The 21,215-nt window shown below is 64.5% G+C and carries 19 protein-coding genes and 1 riboswitch; of the genes, 6 read left to right on the top strand and 13 right to left on the bottom strand.

The genetic code is table 11. The features are described 5' to 3' along the window. Positions 1-40: 40 nt before the first annotated feature. From GOX53_RS29565 to GOX53_RS17955, 3 genes are all read right to left on the bottom strand, one after another. Complete coding sequence (locus tag GOX53_RS29565) at positions 41-811, bottom strand: hypothetical protein (RefSeq protein WP_217351828.1); 771 nt, start codon at positions 809-811, stop codon at positions 41-43. A gap of 320 nt (positions 812-1,131) precedes the next feature. Beyond that, positions 1,132-2,235, bottom strand: coding sequence for a GTP cyclohydrolase FolE2 (folE2, locus tag GOX53_RS17960; protein WP_171178736.1), 1,104 nt, complete (start codon positions 2,233-2,235; stop codon positions 1,132-1,134). Positions 2,236-2,381: 146 nt separating this feature from the next. Beyond that, the gene (locus GOX53_RS17955) at positions 2,382-3,254 is read right to left on the bottom strand and encodes a LysR substrate-binding domain-containing protein (RefSeq protein ID WP_171178734.1); all 873 of its coding nucleotides are present in this window, start codon (positions 3,252-3,254) and stop codon (positions 2,382-2,384) included. 99 nt (positions 3,255-3,353) lie between these two features. On the opposite strand from GOX53_RS17955, the gene GOX53_RS17950 reads away from it, so the two are divergent. Then, positions 3,354-4,139: a 2OG-Fe(II) oxygenase gene (locus GOX53_RS17950; protein ID WP_171178732.1), complete on the top strand. Its 786-nt coding sequence runs from the start codon at positions 3,354-3,356 to the stop codon at positions 4,137-4,139. Next, entirely contained in the window at positions 4,136-5,386 is a 1,251-nt protein-coding gene (locus GOX53_RS17945; protein ID WP_171178730.1) for a Xaa-Pro peptidase family protein, read from the top strand. Before GOX53_RS17950 ends, GOX53_RS17945 begins: the two co-directional genes overlap by 4 nt. 145 nt (positions 5,387-5,531) lie before the next feature. Here the strand turns inward: GOX53_RS17945 and metZ are convergent, their stop codons facing one another. Next, positions 5,532-6,722: an O-succinylhomoserine sulfhydrylase gene (gene metZ, locus GOX53_RS17940; protein ID WP_171178728.1), complete on the bottom strand. Its 1,191-nt coding sequence runs from the start codon at positions 6,720-6,722 to the stop codon at positions 5,532-5,534. A gap of 64 nt (positions 6,723-6,786) precedes the next feature. Next, positions 6,787-6,864: riboswitch (SAM riboswitch) on the bottom strand. A gap of 135 nt (positions 6,865-6,999) precedes the next feature. Here metZ and GOX53_RS17935 point away from each other — a divergent pair. Together GOX53_RS17935 and GOX53_RS17930 are read left to right on the top strand one after the other, a co-directional pair. Beyond that, positions 7,000-7,935, top strand: a complete 936-nt coding sequence (locus GOX53_RS17935) for an alpha/beta hydrolase (protein ID WP_171178726.1) — start codon at positions 7,000-7,002, stop codon at positions 7,933-7,935. A 23-nt stretch (positions 7,936-7,958) separates the two neighbouring features. After that, the gene (locus tag GOX53_RS17930) at positions 7,959-8,657 is read left to right on the top strand and encodes a glutathione S-transferase N-terminal domain-containing protein (protein WP_171178724.1); all 699 of its coding nucleotides are present in this window, start codon (positions 7,959-7,961) and stop codon (positions 8,655-8,657) included. A gap of 660 nt (positions 8,658-9,317) precedes the next feature. Here GOX53_RS17930 and GOX53_RS17925 read toward each other — a convergent pair. Further along, a complete protein-coding gene (locus tag GOX53_RS17925) occupies positions 9,318-10,544 on the bottom strand; it encodes a DNA-packaging protein (RefSeq protein ID WP_171178785.1) in 1,227 nt (408 codons plus the stop codon). A gap of 52 nt (positions 10,545-10,596) precedes the next feature. Further along, on the bottom strand, positions 10,597-10,941 hold the full coding sequence (locus GOX53_RS17920) for a hypothetical protein (RefSeq protein WP_171178722.1): 345 nt from the start codon (positions 10,939-10,941) through the stop codon (positions 10,597-10,599). A gap of 311 nt (positions 10,942-11,252) precedes the next feature. On the opposite strand from GOX53_RS17920, the gene GOX53_RS17915 reads away from it, so the two are divergent. Further along, on the top strand, positions 11,253-13,265 hold the full coding sequence (locus tag GOX53_RS17915; RefSeq protein WP_171178721.1) for a glycosyltransferase family 41 protein: 2,013 nt from the start codon (positions 11,253-11,255) through the stop codon (positions 13,263-13,265). A gap of 143 nt (positions 13,266-13,408) precedes the next feature. Here the strand turns inward: GOX53_RS17915 and mltG are convergent, their stop codons facing one another. The 7 genes from mltG to fabD all read right to left on the bottom strand — a co-directional run bounded on the left by mltG (position 13,409) and on the right by fabD (position 19,796). Continuing rightward, a complete protein-coding gene (mltG, locus tag GOX53_RS17910) occupies positions 13,409-14,569 on the bottom strand; it encodes an endolytic transglycosylase MltG (protein WP_171178719.1) in 1,161 nt (386 codons plus the stop codon). Next, positions 14,570-15,835, bottom strand: a complete 1,266-nt coding sequence (gene fabF / locus GOX53_RS17905) for a beta-ketoacyl-ACP synthase II (protein WP_171178717.1) — start codon at positions 15,833-15,835, stop codon at positions 14,570-14,572. 241 nt (positions 15,836-16,076) lie between these two features. Next, on the bottom strand, positions 16,077-16,820 hold the full coding sequence (locus GOX53_RS17900) for a HisA/HisF-related TIM barrel protein (RefSeq protein WP_171178715.1): 744 nt from the start codon (positions 16,818-16,820) through the stop codon (positions 16,077-16,079). A gap of 122 nt (positions 16,821-16,942) precedes the next feature. Beyond that, positions 16,943-17,482, bottom strand: a complete 540-nt coding sequence (locus GOX53_RS17895; RefSeq protein ID WP_171178713.1) for a GNAT family N-acetyltransferase — start codon at positions 17,480-17,482, stop codon at positions 16,943-16,945. A gap of 137 nt (positions 17,483-17,619) precedes the next feature. Then, entirely contained in the window at positions 17,620-17,853 is a 234-nt protein-coding gene (locus tag GOX53_RS17890) for an acyl carrier protein (protein ID WP_028091986.1), read from the bottom strand. 207 nt (positions 17,854-18,060) lie between these two features. Continuing rightward, positions 18,061-18,798, bottom strand: coding sequence for a 3-oxoacyl-[acyl-carrier-protein] reductase (gene fabG, locus GOX53_RS17885; RefSeq protein WP_171178711.1), 738 nt, complete (start codon positions 18,796-18,798; stop codon positions 18,061-18,063). Between the two features lie 59 nt (positions 18,799-18,857). Beyond that, positions 18,858-19,796, bottom strand: a complete 939-nt coding sequence (fabD, locus tag GOX53_RS17880; RefSeq protein WP_171178709.1) for an ACP S-malonyltransferase — start codon at positions 19,794-19,796, stop codon at positions 18,858-18,860. Positions 19,797-19,958: 162 nt separating this feature from the next. Between fabD and GOX53_RS17875 the strand changes: the two genes are divergently transcribed. Continuing rightward, positions 19,959-21,185, top strand: a complete 1,227-nt coding sequence (locus tag GOX53_RS17875) for a cytochrome b/b6 domain-containing protein (RefSeq protein ID WP_171178707.1) — start codon at positions 19,959-19,961, stop codon at positions 21,183-21,185. Positions 21,186-21,215: the final 30 nt, after the last annotated feature.

Raw genomic sequence — 21,215 nt, 5'->3', positions numbered from 1 at the left:
TGGCGCGCTGGACCTGCACTGTCAAGCCGAAGGCGACGTCTCAGGCGTCGGTTTCGGGCTTCCGTTCCGGCATCGGCGGCGGCGCCGAGGGCACACGGGCGCGGCGGCGGGTGGCATTCTGGGCCTCGGTCGCGGTTGATGCTGCCGCTTTCGGGGCGGGCTGCGGCGGCGTCGTGGGCGCGGCAGGTTTGACCGGTTCCGCCTTGGCCTGAGGCGCTGCTTTCACCGGCTTGGCGGCGGCAGGTTTGACAGGCGCGCTGGCTGCGGGTTTGGCGGTCTTGGCGGCTGCCGGTTTCGGCGCCGGGCGGGTCACCGGTTTGCGAGCCGGAGCAGGTTTTGCAGCCGGTTTGGCCGCTGCGGCGGGCTTGGCAGGTGCCGCCGCCTTGGGCGTCGGTTTGGGTGCCACCGCTTTCGGTGCGGCAACAGGTTTGGGCGCGGCTTTGGCAGGTGCTGCAGGCTTGGCCTTGGCAGCAGGCTTGGCCTTTGCGGCGGGCTTGGCTTTTGGCGCAGGCGAGGCCTTTACAGCAGGCTTGCTCGCTTTCGGTTTTGCAGCAGGCTTGGCAACCTTCGGCTTGGCCGGTTTGGCCGCCGCAGGAGCGGCTTTCGGCGCTGCCGTGCGCTCGGATTTGAAGGATGTCACCGTCTTGGACGGCACCGAGGCCGCCGCATGCAGCGCCTGCACCTGAATCATCGGCGCGTTCAGCGCGGACTGGGTCATGATCTGCATGATCCGGATCTGATTGGTCAGCGCATACCCGGCCATCCGCATCGCGGTAGCCTGCAGTTCAAGCGGGTGGGTTATGGGGGTCATCCGTGTTTCACTCCTATGGAAAGCCCAAGTGCCGAAGCGAACCGAAAAGGCGGAAGCGGCCCAAAACGACCGGTCCTTCTGTCCGTGCAATAACGCAGCCTGCGCATCGCGATCCCTCAAGGTCTGGCGCCGGTTTCATCTGCGTTGCCGGCACCGCTTCGACATTCAGTCTCAATATAGGACTATTCCCCACGCAGCCGCAGAAAATTATGCCGCAGTGCGGCAATTCGCTCATGCATCGGCGGATTCCTTCCAAGATGCAGGCACAAACGCAAACGGCTGCTCATCATTCGAGCAGCCGTAAAACATGTCCCCTGGTCTCAGCCGACGTGAAACAGCGTGTTGAACAGTTTGGGATCGAGGCTTTGCGCCTCAAAGGTCGGCCCCTCGGTCAGGATCGAGACCGCGTCATGGCTGTGCAGGCTCTCCTGATGGCTCGCGATCACGCGGAAATCACCGATATGGTGATCGGCCTGCAACTCGGCACAGAACAGCCGCGCCGCATCCTCGACAAAGATCGGGTTGGCGGCATTCAGTTCGGCAAAGGCCTGTTCATCCTCGCGCTTGACCATCACCTGTGTCTCGGTCGGCACCGCCCGGCGGCAGAGCGCGATCAGATCCTCGAACCACAGACAATCGGCATCCGGGTCCACCACCGCCGAAATCCGCGCCACCGAGCGCTGCGAATGCGGCGTGGCCAGTTGCCCGCGCGTCGAGCGCGCATGCTCGCTCAGCTCCAGCGAGCAGGGGCAGGTCGAGGAATAGACATAGTCCAGATGGATGATCTTTTTCCGCACGCCACCCTGTTCGACCAGTTCCAGCGCGATATCGTAATACTGATAGCCCGACAGGCCCGACCGCAGGCTCTCGACCCGGTCGGGATAGGAAAACCGCATCTGGATACGGGCGTCGATACTGTCCAGATCGGCCATGTAATCGCTCAGCGCCGCCTCGATCACCTCAAAGCTGAAGGTGCGCTCGGCGTGCTTGTAAAACGACCGCATGATCCGGGACATGTTGATGCCCTTCTTGCCGGCCTCCAGGCTCACGGTGCCGGTCACCGAGGTCTCCAGCGTCAGATCCTCGCCCCGCTTGCGGTGAAACCGGATCGGCAACCGGAAATTCGAAATCCCCACATGTTGGATCTGCTGCTTTGCCCCCCGGATCAGGCTGGACGGGCCGTTCTGCAGATCGGGCAGCGAGGCGCGATACGCCTCGTCGGACACGAAATCCTCGGAATATTCGCGCGACAGCGACGGATAGTTCACCGGCACCAGCCCGGGCACCAGCCGCGCAACGGCCGGGTCAAGCTGGCTGATCTCAGCCTCGGTGGCGGTCTTGGCCCATGCCCGCAGCACGTCCAGCGCGGCGGCCGCTTCGTCGCGGTCCGGGATCTCGTTCACATCACGAGGGTGAAAATTCATCGGCGCATTTCCTCGGTTGGTCGACCGTATATAGGCCGCAGCAGGACAAATTCCATTCTAGTCCCACTACGCAGCAAATATCAGCCCGGATCGCAAAATGGTGTGAAAAAACGTCTTTTCCAGGCCGAATGCGCCGAAACAGCCGGTTACGTTGCGGCGGAGGCGTCTGTAGCGGCAGTCAGAACCCCGGCCAGATCGCGCAACCGGCGCGAGCGCGCCTTGTAGTGGGCGGTGATCATCACATAGGGCCGCGGCATCGGCAGGGACAGATCGGAACAGGCCGCAACCCGCCCCGAGGCAAGCGCGCCCGAGAGGACCCGCGCGGGCAGCAGCGCCACGCCCAGCCCGGCAGCGGCCAGAGACAGCGCCGCCGGAACCGAGGGCGCGGTGACCTCGGGCCCGGTCTCGGGCGGGGGCACGCCTTGCGCGGCGAACCACTGCGCCCAGCCCGGCACCGATGAGATATTCTGCCCCCAGTTCACCGCGATCCGGCGGGCCCGCATCGGATCGCTGCCCCGCCGGCCCACTGGCAGCAGGTGATCGGTAAACAGCGCGGTGGTCCGGTATTCCGGCAATTCGCCCCCATAGCTCAGCCGCGCGTCAATGCCGTGCTGTTCCAGATCCGGGTCCTCGGCCTGGAACCGCAGTTCCAGCGGCACGTCGGGGCGCAGTTCCGCAAAGCGTGCCAACCGGTCCGGCAGCCACAGCTCTCCCAGAGCGGGCGTGGCGCTGATCACCAGCGGGCGGCGCGGGTCGCTCTCGGTCAGTGCCTGAGTAAAGCTGGCGATATCCGTCAGGGCCGACGCCGCATTCATGTAATAATCCCGCCCCGCATCGGTCAGCCAGATCCGGTTGGCACGGCGGGTGAAAAGCTGCCGACCCAGCCAGTCCTCGAGGTTTCGCACCTGCAGGCTGACCGCCGCCGAGGTGACGCCCAACTCACCCCCGGCGGCGGCAAAACTGCCGGTGCGGGCGGCACATTCAAAGGCGCGCAGGGCGTTGAGCGGGGGGAGTTTCACGTTGGCCTCAAGATTTCCTTATGCTGACCAAGATATTTTATGGTGTCTAAGATGGCAAGACCGGGGCAGATTGATCCTGTCCCAGGAAAGGCCCTGCCCATGCACGACATCCTCGATCTCGACCGGTTTCCCCTGCACCGCCCGCACAGTCCCGACTGGCAGGCGCTGGTCGACCGCTGCCGCGCCGATCTGGCGGCCGAGGGGATGTTCAACCTCGACGGGCTGATGCGGCCCGGGATCGCGGCACAGGCGGTGGCCGAGATGGCACCCCGTTTCGGCGCGGACGCCTTCCTGCACGAGCGGATGCACAATATCTATTTCAAACCGGTCGAGGGCCTGCCCCCGGATCACCCGGCCCTGCGGCAGTTCCAGACCTCGAACCGGACGCTCTGCGCCGATCAGATCGCGGGGTCTGCGCTGCTGCGGCTCTATGAATGGCCCCAGTTCGCCACCTTCCTCGCCGCCACCATGGACAAGCCCGAACTGCACGTGATGGAGGACCCGCTGGCCTGTGTGAACGTGATGTCCTACCGCGAGGGGCAGGCGTTGAACTGGCATTTCGACCGCTCGGAATTTACCACCACCTTGCTGCTGCAGGCCCCCGATCAGGGCGGCGGCTTCGAATACCGCACCGATCTGCGCAGCGACGGCGACCCGAACTATGACGGTGTCGCCCGGCTGCTGCGCGGCGAAGACCCCGAGAGCAAGGTCATCACCCTCAGCCCCGGCACGCTCAACGTGTTCAAGGGCAAGAACACCGCCCACCGCGTGACCCCGGTCAAAGGCGCGCGGGAGCGGGTGATTGCGGTCTTCTCCTACTATGAACGCCCCGGCGTGACGTTTTCGGACGCTGAGCGGCTAGGCTTTTACGGGCGCGCGTCATGAACGAGGCAACCCCGTTCAAGGATGACCGCAAACTCGCCTATCTGAACGCCGAGGGCGCCGACCGCCCGCTGAAAAGCCCCTTGCCGGCCGAGGTTCTGGACCGCGCCCGCGCCTACCGCCTGTCCCGTTTCCGCGCTCTGATGGACGCCCATAATGTGGCCGGGCTGCTGCTCTACGATCCGGTCAACATCCGTTACGCCTTCGACAGCTCGAACATGGGGGTCTGGACCAGCCACAACCCGATCCGCTACGCGCTGATCCTGAATGGCGGCCCGGGGATCATGTTCGAATTCAAGGGCTGCGAGCACCTCAATGACGGGCTGCCGGGGATCGACGAGCTGCGCAACTCCATCGGATGGATGTTCATGTGCGCCGGAGACCGGTCCGGCGAGCGGCTGGCGCTATGGGCCGACGAGATCGTCACCGAGTTACGCGCCCATGGCGGCGGCAACATGCGGCTGGCGGTAGACCGGCTGGAACCCGAAGGCGTCGCGGCGCTGTCCGCGCGCGGGGTCGAGATTATCGAGGGCGGCCAGGTCACCGAGATCGCCCGCTCGGTCAAATCCGCCGACGAGGTCGCGCTGATGCGCTGGACCATCCGCGTCTGCGAGGCCGGGATGGCACGGATCTACCAGCACTCGGTGCCCGGCGTGACCGAGCGCGAGCTGTGGGCGCATCTGCATTTCGAAAACGCCCGCTCGGGCGGCGAGTGGCTCGAGACCAAGCTGCTGACCTGCGGGCCGAACACCAACCCGTGGTACCGCGAATGCTCGAACCGGGAATGCCGGCTGGGCGAAATGATCTCGTTCGACACCGACATGATCGGCCCCTACGGCTATTGCGCCGATCTCAGCCGCTCCTGGATCTGCGGCGACGTACCGATGACGGACCGGCAGAAGCGGCTATATGCAGCGGCGCGGGCGCAGATCGACCACAATCTGGCGCTGCTGGAGCCGGGTCTGAGCTTTGCCGAATTCAACGCCAAAAGCTGGCGGATTCCAGCCGCTTACCAGCCCCACCGCTATTCGCTGGCAGCGCATGGGGTCGGCATGGCAGACGAATGGCCGGTGGTGCTGCTGCATCCGGATTTCGAAGCCAGTCACAGTGGGCATTTCGAGACCGGTCAGGTGGTCTGCGTCGAAAGCCTGATCGCCGAAGAGGGTTCCGAGAGCGTCAAGCTGGAAACGCAAGTGCTCATCACCGAAACCGGCGCAGAACGGCTGGACAGTTTCCCGTGGGAGATGTGAGCGGCAAGGCGTTTCGAAACGCCTTGTTCAAGCCGCTTGCAAGCGGCTTCCACCGCGAAGCCGGATGTGGGAACGAGACCCCGCCGAAACGCAAAACGGCAGGGCCGGACCCAAGGCGTTTCGAAACGCCTTGGGCGCGCGGGTTTCACCCTTGCGAGGCGTCCAGCGCCTGTTTGATATCGGCCAGCAGGTCCTCCACATCCTCCAGACCGATGGACAGGCGGATCAGACCCGGGGTGATCCCCAGTTCATCACGCTGCTCTTCGCTCAGGCGCTGATGCGTCGTCGTCGCCGGGTGGGTCGCGATGGATTTCGCGTCCCCGAGGTTGTTCGAGATCACCGGGATGGTCATGGCATTGAGAAAGGCAAAGGCCGCCGCCTTCCCGCCCTTGATATCCAGCGACAGCACGGTGCCGCCCTTGCCGCCCAACTGGCTCTGTACCAGCGCGTTCTGCGCGTGGGTCCTGAGGCCGGGGAACAGGATGCGCTCCAGCGCTGGATGCCCCTCCAGCGCCTCGGCCACCTTCCGCGCGGTGTCGGCCTGCGCGTTTACCCGCAGCGCGATGGTCTCAAGCCCCTTGAGCATGATCCACGCATTGAACGGGCTCAGCGCTCCGCCGGTATGCTTGAGATAGGGCTCGACCGTGCCCCGGATGAACTCGCGGGTGCCGATGATCACGCCGCCCAGCGCGCGGCCCTGCCCGTCGATATGCTTGGTGGCGGAATAGACCACCACATCCGCCCCCTGCTCGATGGCTTTCGAGAATACCGGGGTCGAGAACACATTGTCCACCACCACCACAGCCCCCACCGCATGGGCCAGTTCCGAGACGGCGGCGATGTCGATCACCTCCAAGGTCGGGTTCGACATGGATTCGAAGAATACCGCCTTGGTGTCGGGACGGATCGCCGCCTTCCAGGCCTCCAGATCGGTGCCGTCCACAAACGTCACCTCGACCCCGTAGCGGCTGAGGATGTTTTCCAGAATATAAAGACAGGACCCAAAGAGCGCCTTCGCCGACACCACATGATCGCCCGCCTGCAGCATCGAGGTCAGCGCACCATTGACCGCCGCCATGCCGGACGCGGTGGCAAAGGCGTCCTCGCCCCCCTCCAGCGCCGCAATCCGCTGTTCGAACATCGACACGGTGGGGTTGCCGTAACGGGCATAGATGAACTCATCCGGGCCGCTTTCGATGAACCGCGCCTCGGCCTGTTCGGCGTTTTCGTAAACGAAGCCCTGGGTGAGGAAAATAGCCTCGCTCACCTCGTTGTACTGACTGCGGCGGATACCGCCATGCACGGCTTGGGTGCGTTTGTTCCAGCTCTCGCTCATCTCATCCCTTTCGACCCCGAAACCAGAGGGCAAAGAAAAAACCCCAGACGCGGCCAAGCGAAAGGGGTCTTTCATCCTGACCTTTTAGCGGTGTTGTTTAGCGTGGCCCGCAATCCGGTAACAAATCGCCACGTGGTCTCTGCCCTGCCCATACGCCCAGCGCCCCGGCGCGTCAAGCCCGCAACGCGCGTCGTCACCGTTCAGTAACGGTCCCTGTACCCGACCGTCATAGCGTTGTGAGACAGCACCACCGCAACACCTTGTGCGAGGCAGAGCCATGCCGGTGATCAGGATCAACGTGACAGGCGACAGGGCCGCGTTGCACCGCAGCCCCCGGCCCGTGCACGGCGCCCTGCGCCAGACCCGCACGCTGGAAGGCCCGGTGATCGTCATGACCCACGGGTACAAATACCGGCCCGATGACGCGCAGGCCTGTCCGCACCGCAACATCCTGTCGCTGCACCCCGCGCCGGGCCCGTGCTCCGGCCCAAGCTGGCCCAAACAGCTCGGCTTCGGCTCCGGCTGCGCCGATGAGGGGCTGGCGATCGCCTTTGGCTGGGATGCCGGCGGGCCGCTCTGGGCGGCGCGGCGGCGGGCGATGATGGCGGGCCGGGTGCTGGCCGGGATCATCGCCGAGCTTCACCGCCTCAACCCGGCGCGGCCGATCCATTTCATCGGCCATTCGATGGGCACCGAACTGGCGCTAGAAGCCCTGCATCATGTTCCAGCGGGCGCGCTCAGGCGGATCATTTCCATGACCGGCGCCGCCTATCGCAACCGGGCGCTTGCGGCCCTGGCAACCTCTGCTGGCCGTCAGGCCGAGTTCATAAATGTCACGAGCCGTGAAAACGATCTGTTCGACGCCCTTTACGAATGGCTGATCGCGCCGCCGAAACGCGGCGACCGCAGCATCGGCCTGGGCCTTGACGCACCAAACGCCGTCACGCTGCAACTGGATTGCCCCGACACTCTGGCTCACCTGGCCCGCCTGGCCATCCCCATAGCGGCGCCCCGGCGGCGCATTTGCCATTGGTCCAGCTACACCCGCCCCGGCGTTCTGAGGGTCTATAACGCGCTGCTGAGAAACCACGACCGGCTGAGCCTGCCCACCCTGAGCTGCGGCCTGCCCGAACGGCCGGCCCGGCGCTGGTCACGACTTTTTGCCCTGCCACGGCCGCAACTGCTCTTGCCGTTTGCCCAGAAAGCCTCATGATCCCCTCAGGTTAAGGAGGATGCATGGCGGACCCGATCGAGCTGTATTACTGGCCCACACCCAACGGCTGGAAGATCTCCATCGCGCTGGAAGAGATGGAGCTGCCCTATCACACAAACCTGATCGACATCGGCAAGGGCGACCAGTTCGACCCCGCGTTCCTCAAGATCGCGCCCAACAACCGCATGCCTGCGATCATCGACCCCGACGGGCCGGGCGGTGAGCCGATTTCACTGTTCGAAAGCGGCGCGATCCTAATGTATCTGGCGCGCAAGACCGGGCGGTTCTATGGCCAAACCGAACGCGACCGGAGCGCCGTCGAGCAATGGCTGATGTGGCAAATGGGCGGCGTCGGCCCGATGGCGGGTCAGGCGCATCACTTCCTGAAATACGCTCCGCAACTCGATCCGCCGCAGGACCTGCCCTACGCCAAGGACCGCTATCGCGCCGAGGTCGCCCGCCTCTACGGTGTGCTGGACCGGCGGCTGGCCGAAACCGAATACGTAGCCGGAGACTTCTACTCCATCGCCGACATGTCGATCTGGGGCTGGGCCAGCCTGTGGGAGGGTCAGCAACAGACGCTCGCGGACAAACCCCACTTCGCCCGCTGGCTCGAGGTCATGGGCGCCCGTCCTGGGGTGCAGGCAGGCCGCGCCCTTTACGCCGAACTGCGCGGGGATCACCGGGACAAGCAGGCGCAGAACGTCTTGTTCCGGCGGTAGGGCTGCGCTCAGGGCGAGGCATACTGACGGAGCGGATAGTTCAGATATCGTGATTGAACCCGATGTGCCCGCTGCGCCCAATGTATCAATGAGCGCGACGCCGCACATAGCTTTGCAACACCCAAGACGCGTCCGGGATGCGCACCTGTGAGTCGAATCTGGGGATTTGCGTAACGCAGGTTTTGCGGCTCATGTGCGCCGTCGAGAGACGAACACGAAACCCAAAGCCGGAACGTAGGAAGGAGCTGCGGATGGACCGTCAAGGCCGTCTGCAGGAAGGCTGGACGACAGCACTCAGCGGAAAAAATGAGGCGCTTCTTTCCGGAGGACCTTCAGGCCCGAGGACAGCATTGCCAAGACGCGCCACCACGCAAATACGCGGGGCTGAAAGAGCCTGTAATGCGTCTAAAAAGACCCGCCGCATCTCATCATTCCCGTTCGGAAGGTCGCCCCCCCTTACAGACTAAGAACAGCACCGGCCTCATGACCAATTGCAATCAGGCGGTGCCCATGCACCCACCTTGCCATTCTACGGCTGTGCCGATGGGACTGCTGTTGTACCACAGTAATAGCCTGACGGCACGCGCAGCTGGCCCGGGTCACACTTTCAGCACCAGTCCTCGAGCCACTTTCACCGACTCAAAACCCGGTATCCCGCCATCACAACACCCGTACCCTCGGCCTTCTATGCTGCGCCGCAGGCCCCACCATCAGCTCGTGCAGGGCCCAGACCAGCGCGTCCACCCGGTCCGGCGAGCCCGGCCCCTCGAACCCCCGCGCCGTCATCTGGCACATCTGCTCCTCCAGCGCGTCCAGCCCGGCCACATGAGACACCCGCCCCTGCTCATAAAGCGCCGCCACAGGCTCCGCCCGCGCCACCTTGCCCCGCGAGGCCCGCACCGCCCGGAACGGCACCACCGGCGCCACCTGCCGCACCACCTCCTCGACCAGTTGCCCGCCTTGATTGACCTCGGCCACCAGCCGCTCGGCGCCAAATTCGTCCATCGCATCGACCGCTGCCTGCGCCCAGCCCGAGGGGCCCTTCCCCTGCACCGTCCGATCCGCCAGCACATAAGCCCGCCAGTCTTCCGGCGGCCCCTGCAACCTCGCGCCCACCACGACGATCCCGCAGGCATCCGACTGCGCCCCGGCACTCACCGCCGGGTCCAGCGCCACCACGACCCGGTCCAGCTCCGGCACGTGCCCAACCCGCGCCGCCTCCAGCATCGACCCGGTCCACAGCGCGCCCTCGGCATCGGACAGCAAAACCCCATCCAGTTCCTGCCGCCCCAGCCGCGTGCCCGCATAGCGCGCCCGCACCTCTTCCAGAAACGACACCGCCAGATTGGCCCGGTTCGCCTCGGTCGGCGCATGGGTCACCACCGTGGACGGCGACGCCAGCAACGCCTTCAAAACCTTCACATTCCGCGGCGTCGTGGTCACACAGACCCGCGGCCGCTCGCCCAACCGCAGCGCAAACTGCAACATGTCCCAGGTCTCGCCCGCCTTCTTCCACTTGGCCAGCTCATCCGCCCAAGCCGCATCGAACTGCGGCCCCCTCAGCCCCTCCGGATCATGCGCTGAAAACACCTGCGCCTCGGCCCCGTTCGGCCAGACCAATTTCCGCTCCGACGCCTTCCACACCGGACGGCGATCCGGCGGCGAACACTGCAAGATCCCGCTATCGCCAAAGATCATCACGTCCCGCACCTGATCAAAGGTCTCCCCCACCAGCGCCACACGCTTCGCCTCGCCGCCATCCAAAGGCTTCGACCCCTCGACCACCGACCGAACCCACTCGGCCCCGGCCCGCGTCTTGCCAGCCCCGCGACCGCCCATGATCACCCAGGACCGCCAGTCGCCCTCGGGCGGCAACTGATGCGGCAACGCCCAGAACTCGAACAGGAAAGGGAGGGCACACAGCCCTCCCTCCCCGATCTCACTCAGGAACCTTTCCCGCACCGCAGCATCGGCGGAGGCGAGCCAGCCTGCACCCGATCTCAAATCGGGCCTGCTCAAGGTCGAGCGCATAGCCCCCCTGGGCAATTCCGGCCTGTCTGTGATGATGTTCGACAAAGCTTGTCTCCACTTTCTGGCAACTTCGGATCAGTCCCTCGACCTGACCGAGTTGCTTGGCTGAACCAGCAAGATCTGCATCCTCCCCGGTCTCGATCTGCTTGCGCAGGTCTTCCGCCGCTTGCCGCAGACCGCGAATGGACGTCTCGAGCGACTGCAACAAGTCAGCCGTCCGCGAAATCCGCTCTTCCGGGGTAATCAAAGTCATGTGTGTGCGTGACCTCATGCGTGAGTGATTTCCGCACGAGAGAAATGAAAAACGGCCACCGGGTCGCCCCGGGGCCGCCGCCCACTTCTTCTAGCATGACACAACTTATACGCGAAACCGTCCGCAATGTCAAGCCTCCGCGCAACAGGCGCAACACCCAACGCGCTGAAATACCTAACAAATCCCTAATCCACGCCAAACGGCCAGCCACCGCTGCCCGGACCAAAACACCCGCAGACTGCGCGCGCGCTAAAGTGTTATACCGACACCAACAGGGGGCCGATTGGCCGCAGCCAAATAGCGGGAGAGACATGCCAAGCGTCAACCTTCTGATGCGCCGGGCCCAGGCGCGGCTGCGTATCGGTCACTTCCGCGAGGCCGCCGATCTTTATCGCGAAGTCCTATCCCAGGACCTTCCCGCCCAGGACACCGCCCGGGTCCGCACCGCGCTGGGGAACGTCTCCAAGATACTGGGTGAGCTGCAAGTCGCGGCAAAGTGCTACGAACAGGCGCTCACGCTGTGTCCCGATGACGTCACCGCGCGCTACAACCTCGCCGTGACGCTGCAGGCGATGAACCACTCCGACGCCGCCGAAGCGCAATATCACTCGGTGCTCAAGCGGAACCCGGATCACGTCAAGGCGTGGAACAATCTGGGCAATCTCCGGCAGGAGCAACACCAATGGTCCAAGGCGCTCGAGTGTTTCGACGCCGCGCTTAACCGGCAGCCGGGGTATTGCGACGCCCTCGTCAACAAGGGCAACGCGCTGCGCCGCATGGGCGACCATGAGGCTGCGATCGCGTGCCTGCGGCAGGCGCTCAATCAGGCGCCTCACTCTGCCGAAACCTGTTTTGGCCTGGCCCTCACCCTGCAGGATGCCGGGCAGCCCGAACTGGCCCGCGATTATTTCCTGCGCGCCCATGCCCTGGCGCCCGACAACGACCGGTTCCTTGTCCAAGCCCTGCATCACCTGGCGGGCCTGTGCGACTGGACCGAAATGGAGCGGCTGAATGCGCGGCTTGAAACGCTGGGAACCACAGGCCAAGCCGCGCCCCCGTTCAGCACATTGGCGCTCGAGGATCACCCCGCCCGGCAAAAACAGCGATCCATGGCTCATGTGCAGCAGAGCATCGGCCACCCCGCCCCGGCCCTGCCCGCCCGTGGCGGAAGCGAGGACAGGAAACTGCGCATCGGCTATGTGTCCGCGGATTTCCGCGATCACGCCGCCGCGCATCTGCTGACCGGCACGCTGGCCGCCCATGACAAATCCCGCTTCACGCTTTTTGCCTATGCGCTCACAGGCTGCACCGACGCGATGCGGGACAAGGTCAGCGCTCATTTCGACCGGTTCCACGACATCAGCGGCCTGTCCGATGCGCAGGCCGCCGCACTGGCGCGCGAGGACGGGCTTGATATTGCCATCGACCTGATGGGCTATACCCGACACAACCGGGCCGCGCTGTTTTCCCGCCGGCTGGCCCCAACACAGATCGCTTGGCTCGGCTATCCGGGCACCACCGGAGCCCGCTATATCGACTACGTGATCGCCGATGGCACGGTCTTGCCGCCCGACCGGCAGGACAGCTTTTCCGAGGCGGTCATATCCCTGCCCCACAGCTATTTTCCCAGCGACCGCAACCGTCCGATCTCGGATGACCCCCAAACCCGGGCCGAGCACAGCTTGCCGGAAAACGCCTTCGTCTTCTGCTGCTTCAACAACAGCTACAAGATCTGCCCCCGCGTCTTCGCAATCTGGATGCGGCTGCTCTCCCGAACACCCGGCAGCGTATTGTGGCTGCTCAGGACAAGCGAACGGGCCGAGCGCAACCTGCGTCACACCACCCGGGCGCACGGGGTGGACGACACGCGGCTGGTGTTCGCCGACAGGATGCCCAACCCGCAACATCTGGCCCGACACCGTCTGGCGGATCTGTTCCTCGACACCTTTGCCTATAATGCACACACAACTGCGGTCGATGCGCTTTGGGCCGGGTTGCCGGTTCTGACCCGGATCGGAGACCAGTTCTCCGCCCGCGTCGCCGCCAGCGTACTGACAGCGGCGGGCCTACCGGAGATGATCACCACCAGCGACGCGGATTACGAAAGCCTCGCCTTGGCGCTGGCCACTGATCCCGACAAGCTGCGGGCAATCCGTGACCGGCTCGCTTCCAACCGGCTGACCTGCCCGCTTTTCGACACGACGGCCCACACGCGGTACCTTGAGGGCGCTTACACTCAAGCCCACGCACGGCGCGCAGCAGACCTGCCCGCAGAGTCATTTCAAATCCCCGCCGCTTCGCCCGAAGGCAAAACGCCGGATTAGAGCAGTCTCACTTCGTCAGGAGCTGAACCTCTGGCACTGCAATGGCCGCGATCAACCCACGCTCCGCCATGGTGCCCCGTTGTACAAACCGGACAACCCGCCCTCAAAACCCAGTACAAACCGGAAGATCCCGGCAGGCGGGGTCAGTTCCCCTCGCTCTGACGCTGCGCCTCGATCTCGCGCCATTTGGCGACGTTGCGGTTGTGCTCTTCCAGCGTCTCGGCAAAGGCATGACCGCCTGTTCCGTCGGCGACGAAGAACACGAAATCCGTCTGTTCCGGCGCCACTGCCGCCTCAAGACTCGCCAGCCCGGGATTGGCAATCGGCGTCGGCGGTAACCCGTCAATCAGATAGGTATTCCAAGGCGTTGCCCGGCGAAGTTCACTCTGACGCAGCCCACGTCCCAGCACGCCCTGCCCCTTGGTAACACCGTAGATCACGGTCGGGTCCGTCTGCAGCTTCATGCCCCGGTCCAGCCGGTTGATGAACACGCTGGCCACCTGCCCGCGCTCCTCCGGCAACCCGGTCTCCTTCTCGATGATCGAGGCCAGGATCAGCATCTCCTCCGGGCTCGCCAGGGGTAGTCCCTCCTGGCGGCTCTCCCAAACCGCGTTCACCCGAAGCTGTTGTTTTTCCTGCATATCTTGCAGCAAATCCGCACGTGTCGTGCCCGGCGTGACCTCATAGCTGTCCGGCGCCAGCACGCCCTCGGCGGGCAGCTCAGCCACCTCGCCGTCCAGCACATCCATGCCCTTCAGCGCCTCAACCACCTGCCACGAGGTCACCCCCTCGGCCATCGCGATCCGGTACCGGGTATCCCGCTCGCCCCGCTTCTCGGTATAGGCAGCAGGCACCTCATCTTCGGCCGGGTTGAACGATGCGATCTCAACAAATTCCAGCGAGGCCGGATCAAGCTCGCGCACTAGCGTCGTACTGCGGGTCACGCCGATGCGATAAACGATCTCGGTGCCGCAGGTGCTGGCACCGCCACGGGTCACCTGATCGACGATCTCCTCCATCGTCGCGCTTTCGCGCACAAGAAAGCTGCCCGCTTTCAACTGACTGGATTTGTTGGCATAATTCGCGCCCAACCGGAAGATCGTCGCGCTGGTCACCGCGCCCTGTTCTTCCAGATCACGGCTGACCCGGCTCATGTTCGAGCCACTTTCCACCCGCAGGCAGATGGCGCTGTCCAGCGGTCCTTGGGCTGTGTACTGCGCCTGCCCCCACAGGATCACACCGGCCATCAGGAACAGGCCGACCGCCAGAACGGTCAGCATGTTCGAAGCAAGCGCGCGCCACATTTAACCGGCCTTTCCGAAAATCACGCTCGCATTGGTGCCGCCAAAACCGAACGAGTTCGACAGGGCCACATTGATCTCGCGCTCGCGCTTGGCATTGGGGGCCAGATCAATCGGTGTCTCAACCGCCGGATTGTCCAGGTTGATCGTCGGCGGCGCCACCTGATCGCGGATCGCGAGGATCGAGAAGATCGCCTCAATCGCGCCAGCCGCGCCCAGCAGGTGCCCCGTGGCCGATTTGGTCGAGGACATGGTCGCGTTGCCCGCGTGATCGCCCAGCAGCCGCTCGACCGCGCCCAGCTCGATGGTATCGGCCATGGTCGACGTGCCGTGGGCGTTGATGTAATCCACATCCTTCGGCTCCAGCCCCGCACTGCGCAGCGCCGCTTTCATCGAGCGTTCGGCCCCGTCGCCATCCTCGGACGGTGCAGTGATGTGATAGGCGTCGCCCGACATGCCATAGCCCAGCACCTCGGCATAGATCTTGGCGCCGCGCGCCTTGGCGTGTTCATATTCCTCCAGCACCACGATGCCCGCGCCCTCGCCCATGACAAACCCGTCGCGGTCGACGTCATAGGGGCGGCTGGCGCCCTTGGGATTGTCGGCATATTTGGTCGACAGCGCCTTGCAGGAGTTGAAACCGGCGATGCCGATCTCGCAGATGCAGCCCTCGCCGCCACCTGCAACCATGACATCCGCATCGCCCAGCCGGATCAAACGGCTGGCATCGCCAATCGCGTGCGCGCCGGTCGAGCACGCCGTCACCACCGAGTGGTTCGGACCTTTGAAGCCAAACCTGATCGACACCTGACCCGAGGCCAGGTTGATCAACGCGCCGGGGATGAAGAACGGCGACACACGGCGCGGGCCGCGATCCCTGATCAGGTTGGCGGTCTCGGCAATCGAGCCCAGTCCGCCGATGCCCGATCCGATCATCACGCCGGTGCGCAGGCGCGCATCCTCATCCTCCGGCATCCAGTCGGCGTCCTTGCAGGCCATTTCGGCGGCCGCAATCGAATACAGGATGAAATCCTCGATCTTGCGCTGCTCTTTCGGCGGCATCCAGTCGTCGGGATTGAAGGTGCCGTCCGACCCGTCCCCGCGGGGAACTTCGCAGGCATAGGTCGTGGCGACCCCGCTTGCCTCGGCATCGAACAGGGTGATCGGACCCGCGCCCGACTCCCCGGCCAGCAGCCGAGACCAGCTCTCTTCGACCCCGCTGGCCAAAGGTGTGACCAATCCCAGCCCGGTTACAACGACTCTGCGCATGAAAGTGCCTCTTGCCTGCTTGGTGTTCGAGAACCGCTCATACCCCGCCCGGGGGGCCGGGGGCAAGAGCTTGGGCGGTTTTGCCCTCAGCGCTTTTCAGCCACCGGACGGCCCGTCGGTTCAAAGGCTGTGGGCCGGAGCATCCCTGCCCCGGCCCACAGCAAAGTCGGAAATGTCGGCGCCGTCCTTGTCGCCGTGCGCGCCGCCCGCGCCTGCCCGCGCGACGGCGATGCGACCTGGCCTATTGGAACTGCGCCACCGGCTCGTGCGCGCCTTTGGCCACCTCCAACGCCTCGCCCAGATCCAGCGTCTTGCGGAACAGCGACCGGCCTGCCAGCGCTCCCGAGATGTTGTGGATATAGGCAAGCCGCGAGATGTCATCGACCGACCGCACAACACCGCTGGCAATGACCGGCGTGCGTGCCTTGGCGGCCAGACCCGAGATCAGGCCCAGCTGCGCCTCGACATCCTCCATGTCGCTGTCGATATCGGTGACGATGACGGCCGCAAAAGGCGCATCGCCATAGGCGTCCAGGAAGGCCTCCGGCGTGAACGCGCTGGAGTTGCGCCAGCCCTCGGTCATCACCCGGCCTTTCCAGACATCGACGGACAATACGATCTGATCCGGGTGCCGCTTGGCCAGTTCCTTGACCAGTTCAGGATCGAGCGCCGCCAGAGTGCCGATCACGACGCGGCCCACGCCCTTGTCGATCCAGTGTTCGATCGTTTCGCGGCTGCGCATACCGCCGCCCAGCTGTACCGGGATCTCGGCGGCGCGAATGATCTCTTCGACCAGTCCGGCATTTGTGTCGCGGCCCTCGATCGCATCGAAATCGGTCAGGTGCATCCATTCGGCACCCGCCGCAGCCCAGCTGCGCGCGGTTTCAACCGGATCCACATGCCACAACATCGCTGCGTCCAGCCGGCCCTTGTCCAGGGTCACGCATCGCCCCTGCTGCAGCTCCATCGTTGGGTAAATCATCATGGGCCTGTTCCTCCGCTCAAAGCCACGGGATTCGAGCATACCATAGCGCGGAGGGAATCGGGCTCATCACCCAGTTTCGGCATCGTTTGCGCCATTTGCGGCGCGCAAATCCCTGAGGCGTTTCACCGCCGATCGGGCGGACGGTCACGGCGAAACAAATGCACGGGGCTGCCGCCATATTCGGCCTCGCGCAGCAGATGGTATCCCAGCTTACCGGCCAGCCGCTGGGACGCGGTGTTTTCGCCGTCAACCAGCGCCACCAGGGGCCCCGGCATGATCCGGTCGAACCAGTCATGGGCCGCCTGCGCCGCCTCATAGCCAAGCCCCTGCCCTTGCACCTCGGGCGCCAGCACCCAACCGGCTTCGGGGAACTGGTCGAAATCCTCGCCCAAGGCCCTGTGGGTGTAAAAGAAACCCGCCTGCCCGATCATCTGGCGGTCGGATTGCTGCAGCACCGCCCATTGCCCGAACCCGGTCATCTGCCAATGGCCCGCATTGCGCAAGAACGCATCCCACGCCTCACTTCGCGAGCGTGGCTCCTTGCCGATATGCCGGACCACGCAAGGGTTGCTCCAGATCTCGGCATAGCGCGTGAAATCCTCGGGCCGCATCGCACAAAGCGTCAGCCGCGCGGTATTGATCATCGGGATGGTTCTGATCATGCCCTGCCCGTTTTTTGTCTTCTGCCTCAGAACCAGAGTGCAGAGACAGCCGTATCCGTGCAAGAATTATTCAGGCGGGCAAAGAAAAACGGCGCCTCCGAAGGCCGGAAGCGCCGCCAAAAGGTCACACTCGAAACTCAGGAAGCTTCGGTGATGAATTTCACGGCGTCGCCGAAGGTTTGGATGGTTTCGGCTGCGTCATCCGGGATTTCGATGCCGAACTCTTCCTCAAAAGCCATCACCAGTTCCACGGTGTCCAGGCTGTCAGCGCCCAGATCGTCGATGAAGGACGCGTTCTCGGTCACTTTGTCCTCTTCGACACCCAGGTGCTCAACCACGATCTTTTTCACGCGATCTGCGACGTCGCTCATATCAATTCCTCATTCCTTCAGGGCGCTCTGCCCGGTTCTGCCCTTGCCCGCTCGGGGTGGCTTTGGTTTGCCCGATCCGGGCGGTTTGGGTCCCGGCTGACCGGGAAGGTGAAAACCGATCCCCCGGATCGGTTTCCGCAAACATGCGCCGCCTATAACACAGTCGACGCGAGAGGCAAACGCTTTCCCATTTGCCCCCGATTGCGCCTACAACATGGCCATACCGCCATTCACATGCAAGGTAGAGCCGGTCACATAGGCCGCCTCGGGGCTTGCAAGATACACCACCGCAGCAGCGATCTCGTCCGGCTCGCCCATCCGGCCCGCCGGGACCTGGCTCAGCAGGCCAGCCTTCTGCTCTTCGGTCAGCTTTTCGGTCATCGCAGTGGTGATAAAGCCCGGCGCCACGGCGTTCACGGTGATTCCCCGCGTCGCCACCTCATGCGCCAACGCCTTGGAAAAGCCCACCATCCCGGCTTTGGAGGCCGCATAGTTCGCCTGCCCGGGGTTGCCGATGGCGCCCACGACGGACGAGATGTTGATGATCCGGCCCCAGCGGGCCTTCATCATCCCGCGAATGACGCCTTTGCACAGCTTCATGGTCGCGGTCATGTTGACGTCGATCACGCTCTGCCATTCGTCGTCCGACATCCGCATGAACAGGTTGTCCCGCGTGATCCCCGCATTGTTGACCAGGATATCGACCGAGCCCATGGCCTCGGCCGCCTGTTTTGGCAGCGCCTCGACCGCCTCCTTATCACCGAGATTGCAGGGTAATACATGAGCGCGCTCACCCAGCTCGTCCGCCAGCGCCTGCAACGGCTCGACCCGCGTGCCCGACAGGCCGACGGACGCACCGGCGTCATGCAGCGCCCGGGCGATATCGCCGCCGATCCCGCCAGAGGCGCCGGTAATAAGCGCGTTCTTTCCGGTCAAATCAAACATCTCTGTTCCCTTTTCTGCGCCCGGAGTTATTGCCCCGGACCTCGTGTTGTCATGAAGGCTTACGCGCCTTCCTGCGTGATTTTCTGTATGTCCTCCGGCGTGCCCACCGCCTCGGAGCCGATGTCTCGGTCAATCTTGCGGATCATGCCCGACAGCGCCTTGCCCGCGCCAATCTCCCAGGCCTCGGTCACGCCTTTGGCGGCCATGTACTGCACGCTTTCGCGCCAGCGGACCGAGCCGGTGACCTGTTCCACCAGTAATTGCCGGATCAGGTCCGGATCGGTCACCGCCTCGGCGCGGACATTGGCGACCAGCGGCACGGCGGGTGTGTTGATCTGCACCCCGGCCAGCGCCTCGGCCATGGCATCGGCAGCGGGCTGCATCAGGGCGCAATGAAACGGCGCGCTGACCGGCAGCATCACCGCGCGCTTGGCGCCCTTTTGCTTAGCAATCTCGGCCGCACGTTCAACCGCTGCCTTGGCGCCCGAGACCACCACCTGGGTGGGATCATTGTCATTGGCGGCCTGACAGACCTCACCCTGCGCGGCCTCTTCGGCCACGACCCGAACCGCATCCAGATCCAATCCCAGAATGGCCGCCATCGCGCCCTCACCCACCGGCACCGCACTCTGCATCGCCAGACCGCGGGTCCGCAACAGGCGCGCGGTGTCAGCCACCGACAGCGCCCCGGCGGCGGCCAGCGCCGAATACTCGCCCAGCGAGTGCCCGGCCACAAACGCCGCTTTCGAAACCGAAACACCCTCAGCCTCCAGCGCCCGCATCGCCGCCATCGAGGTCGCCATCAGCGCCGGTTGCGCGTTCTGCGTCAGCGTCAGTTCCTCGATCTCGCCATCCCAGATCAGCGCACTCAGCTTTTCCCCCAGCGCCTCATCCACCTCGTCGAACACGGACTGCGCCGCCGGATAAGCCTCGGCCAGCGCCTTGCCCATGCCGATGGTCTGGGCACCCTGCCCGGGAAAAACGAATGCGGTTGTCATGTCGGCCTCTTCGCGTGATCCAAAAGTTGACGCGGGGTGTAAACTGCCAGCGCCTGCGGCACAAGCTCTGCATCCCGACACGTATTCTGTGCGTCAGACGCCCTTGTTCCACGCCACAAGCCGGATAGGTTTGGAGCAACCGAATTACAGGAGCTTGCCCCGATGGCCCTTTCGAACACCGCCCGCAGCTATGGCGGCGTGACCAAGACCTTTCACTGGCTCACCGCCCTGCTCATCCTGACGGTGATTCCGCTGGGTTGGATCGCCAGCGATCTGGCCCACACGGTCAACGATCCCTCCCATACTCCGACGGAGGCCGAGGTCGCCCGCGCCGCCTTTTTGTTCTCGCTGCACAAGACCATTGGCGTGACCATCTTCTTCGTGGCGCTCGCCCGTATCCTGTGGACCCTGACCCAAACCAAGCCGGGCCTTTTGAACGCCGAGAACAAGCCCGAGGCGTTCGCCGCGGAAACCGTGCACTGGCTGCTGTATGGCTCGCTGGTGCTGGTGCCCCTGACTGGCTGGATACACCATGCAGCGACCGAAGGTTTCGCGCCGATCTGGTGGCCGTTGGGCCAGGACCTGCCGTTCGTGCCAAAAGGCCCCGCTATTGCTGCGGTGACCGCCGGGCTGCACTGGGTATTGCAGTGGGTGTTGGTGATCGCCGTAGGGCTGCATATCGCCGGTGCGGTCAAGCACCACGTGATCGATGGGGATTTCACCCTGCGCCGGATGTTGCCCGGCAGCACCGAAGCCCCCGAACCGCCAACGCAGGATCACGCCCGGCTGCCCATCGTTGCCGCTCTGGTGCTGTGGGGTGTGGCCCTGACCGCAGGCGCCTGGGTGGGTGCGTTCGACACCCATGGCGCCTCAGCGCCCGCTGGGGCCGAACTGGCAGAGGTGCAGTCGGACTGGCAGGTGCAAGAGGGATCGCTCGCCATCACGGTCATGCAATTGGGCAGCCCGGTCACCGGTGAATTCGCGGACTGGACTGCCGCGATCACGTTCGACGACCCCGCCGAGCCCGGCCCTGCTGGCACTGCCGAAGTCACCATATCGGTCGGCTCGCTCTCGCTGGGATCGGTTACCGCGCAGGCCCTGGGTGCCGATTTCTTCCATGCCGAGACCTTCCCGACCGCCAGTTTCAATGCGGAACTGGTTAAGACCGACACCGGGTACGAGGCCCGCGGTCCGCTCACCATCCGCGACAAGACGGTGGATATCGCACTTCCCTTCACCCTCGACATGGAGGGCGACACCGCAAACGTGACGGGCGAACTTGAACTCCAACGGCTCGACTTCGGCATCGGCTCAAAGATGCCCGATGAAGGCTCGCTCGCATTCGCCGTTAAGGTCGCAATGAACCTGACCGCCACCCGCAGCCAATAACGGATCGCGGCGCCCCGCTCCTTCTTCTGT

The sequence above is a fragment of the Ruegeria sp. HKCCD8929 genome (assembly GCF_013031405.1).
GTDB lineage: Bacteria > Pseudomonadota > Alphaproteobacteria > Rhodobacterales > Rhodobacteraceae > Ruegeria.
This window is presented reverse-complemented; position numbering and strand designations above follow the sequence as displayed.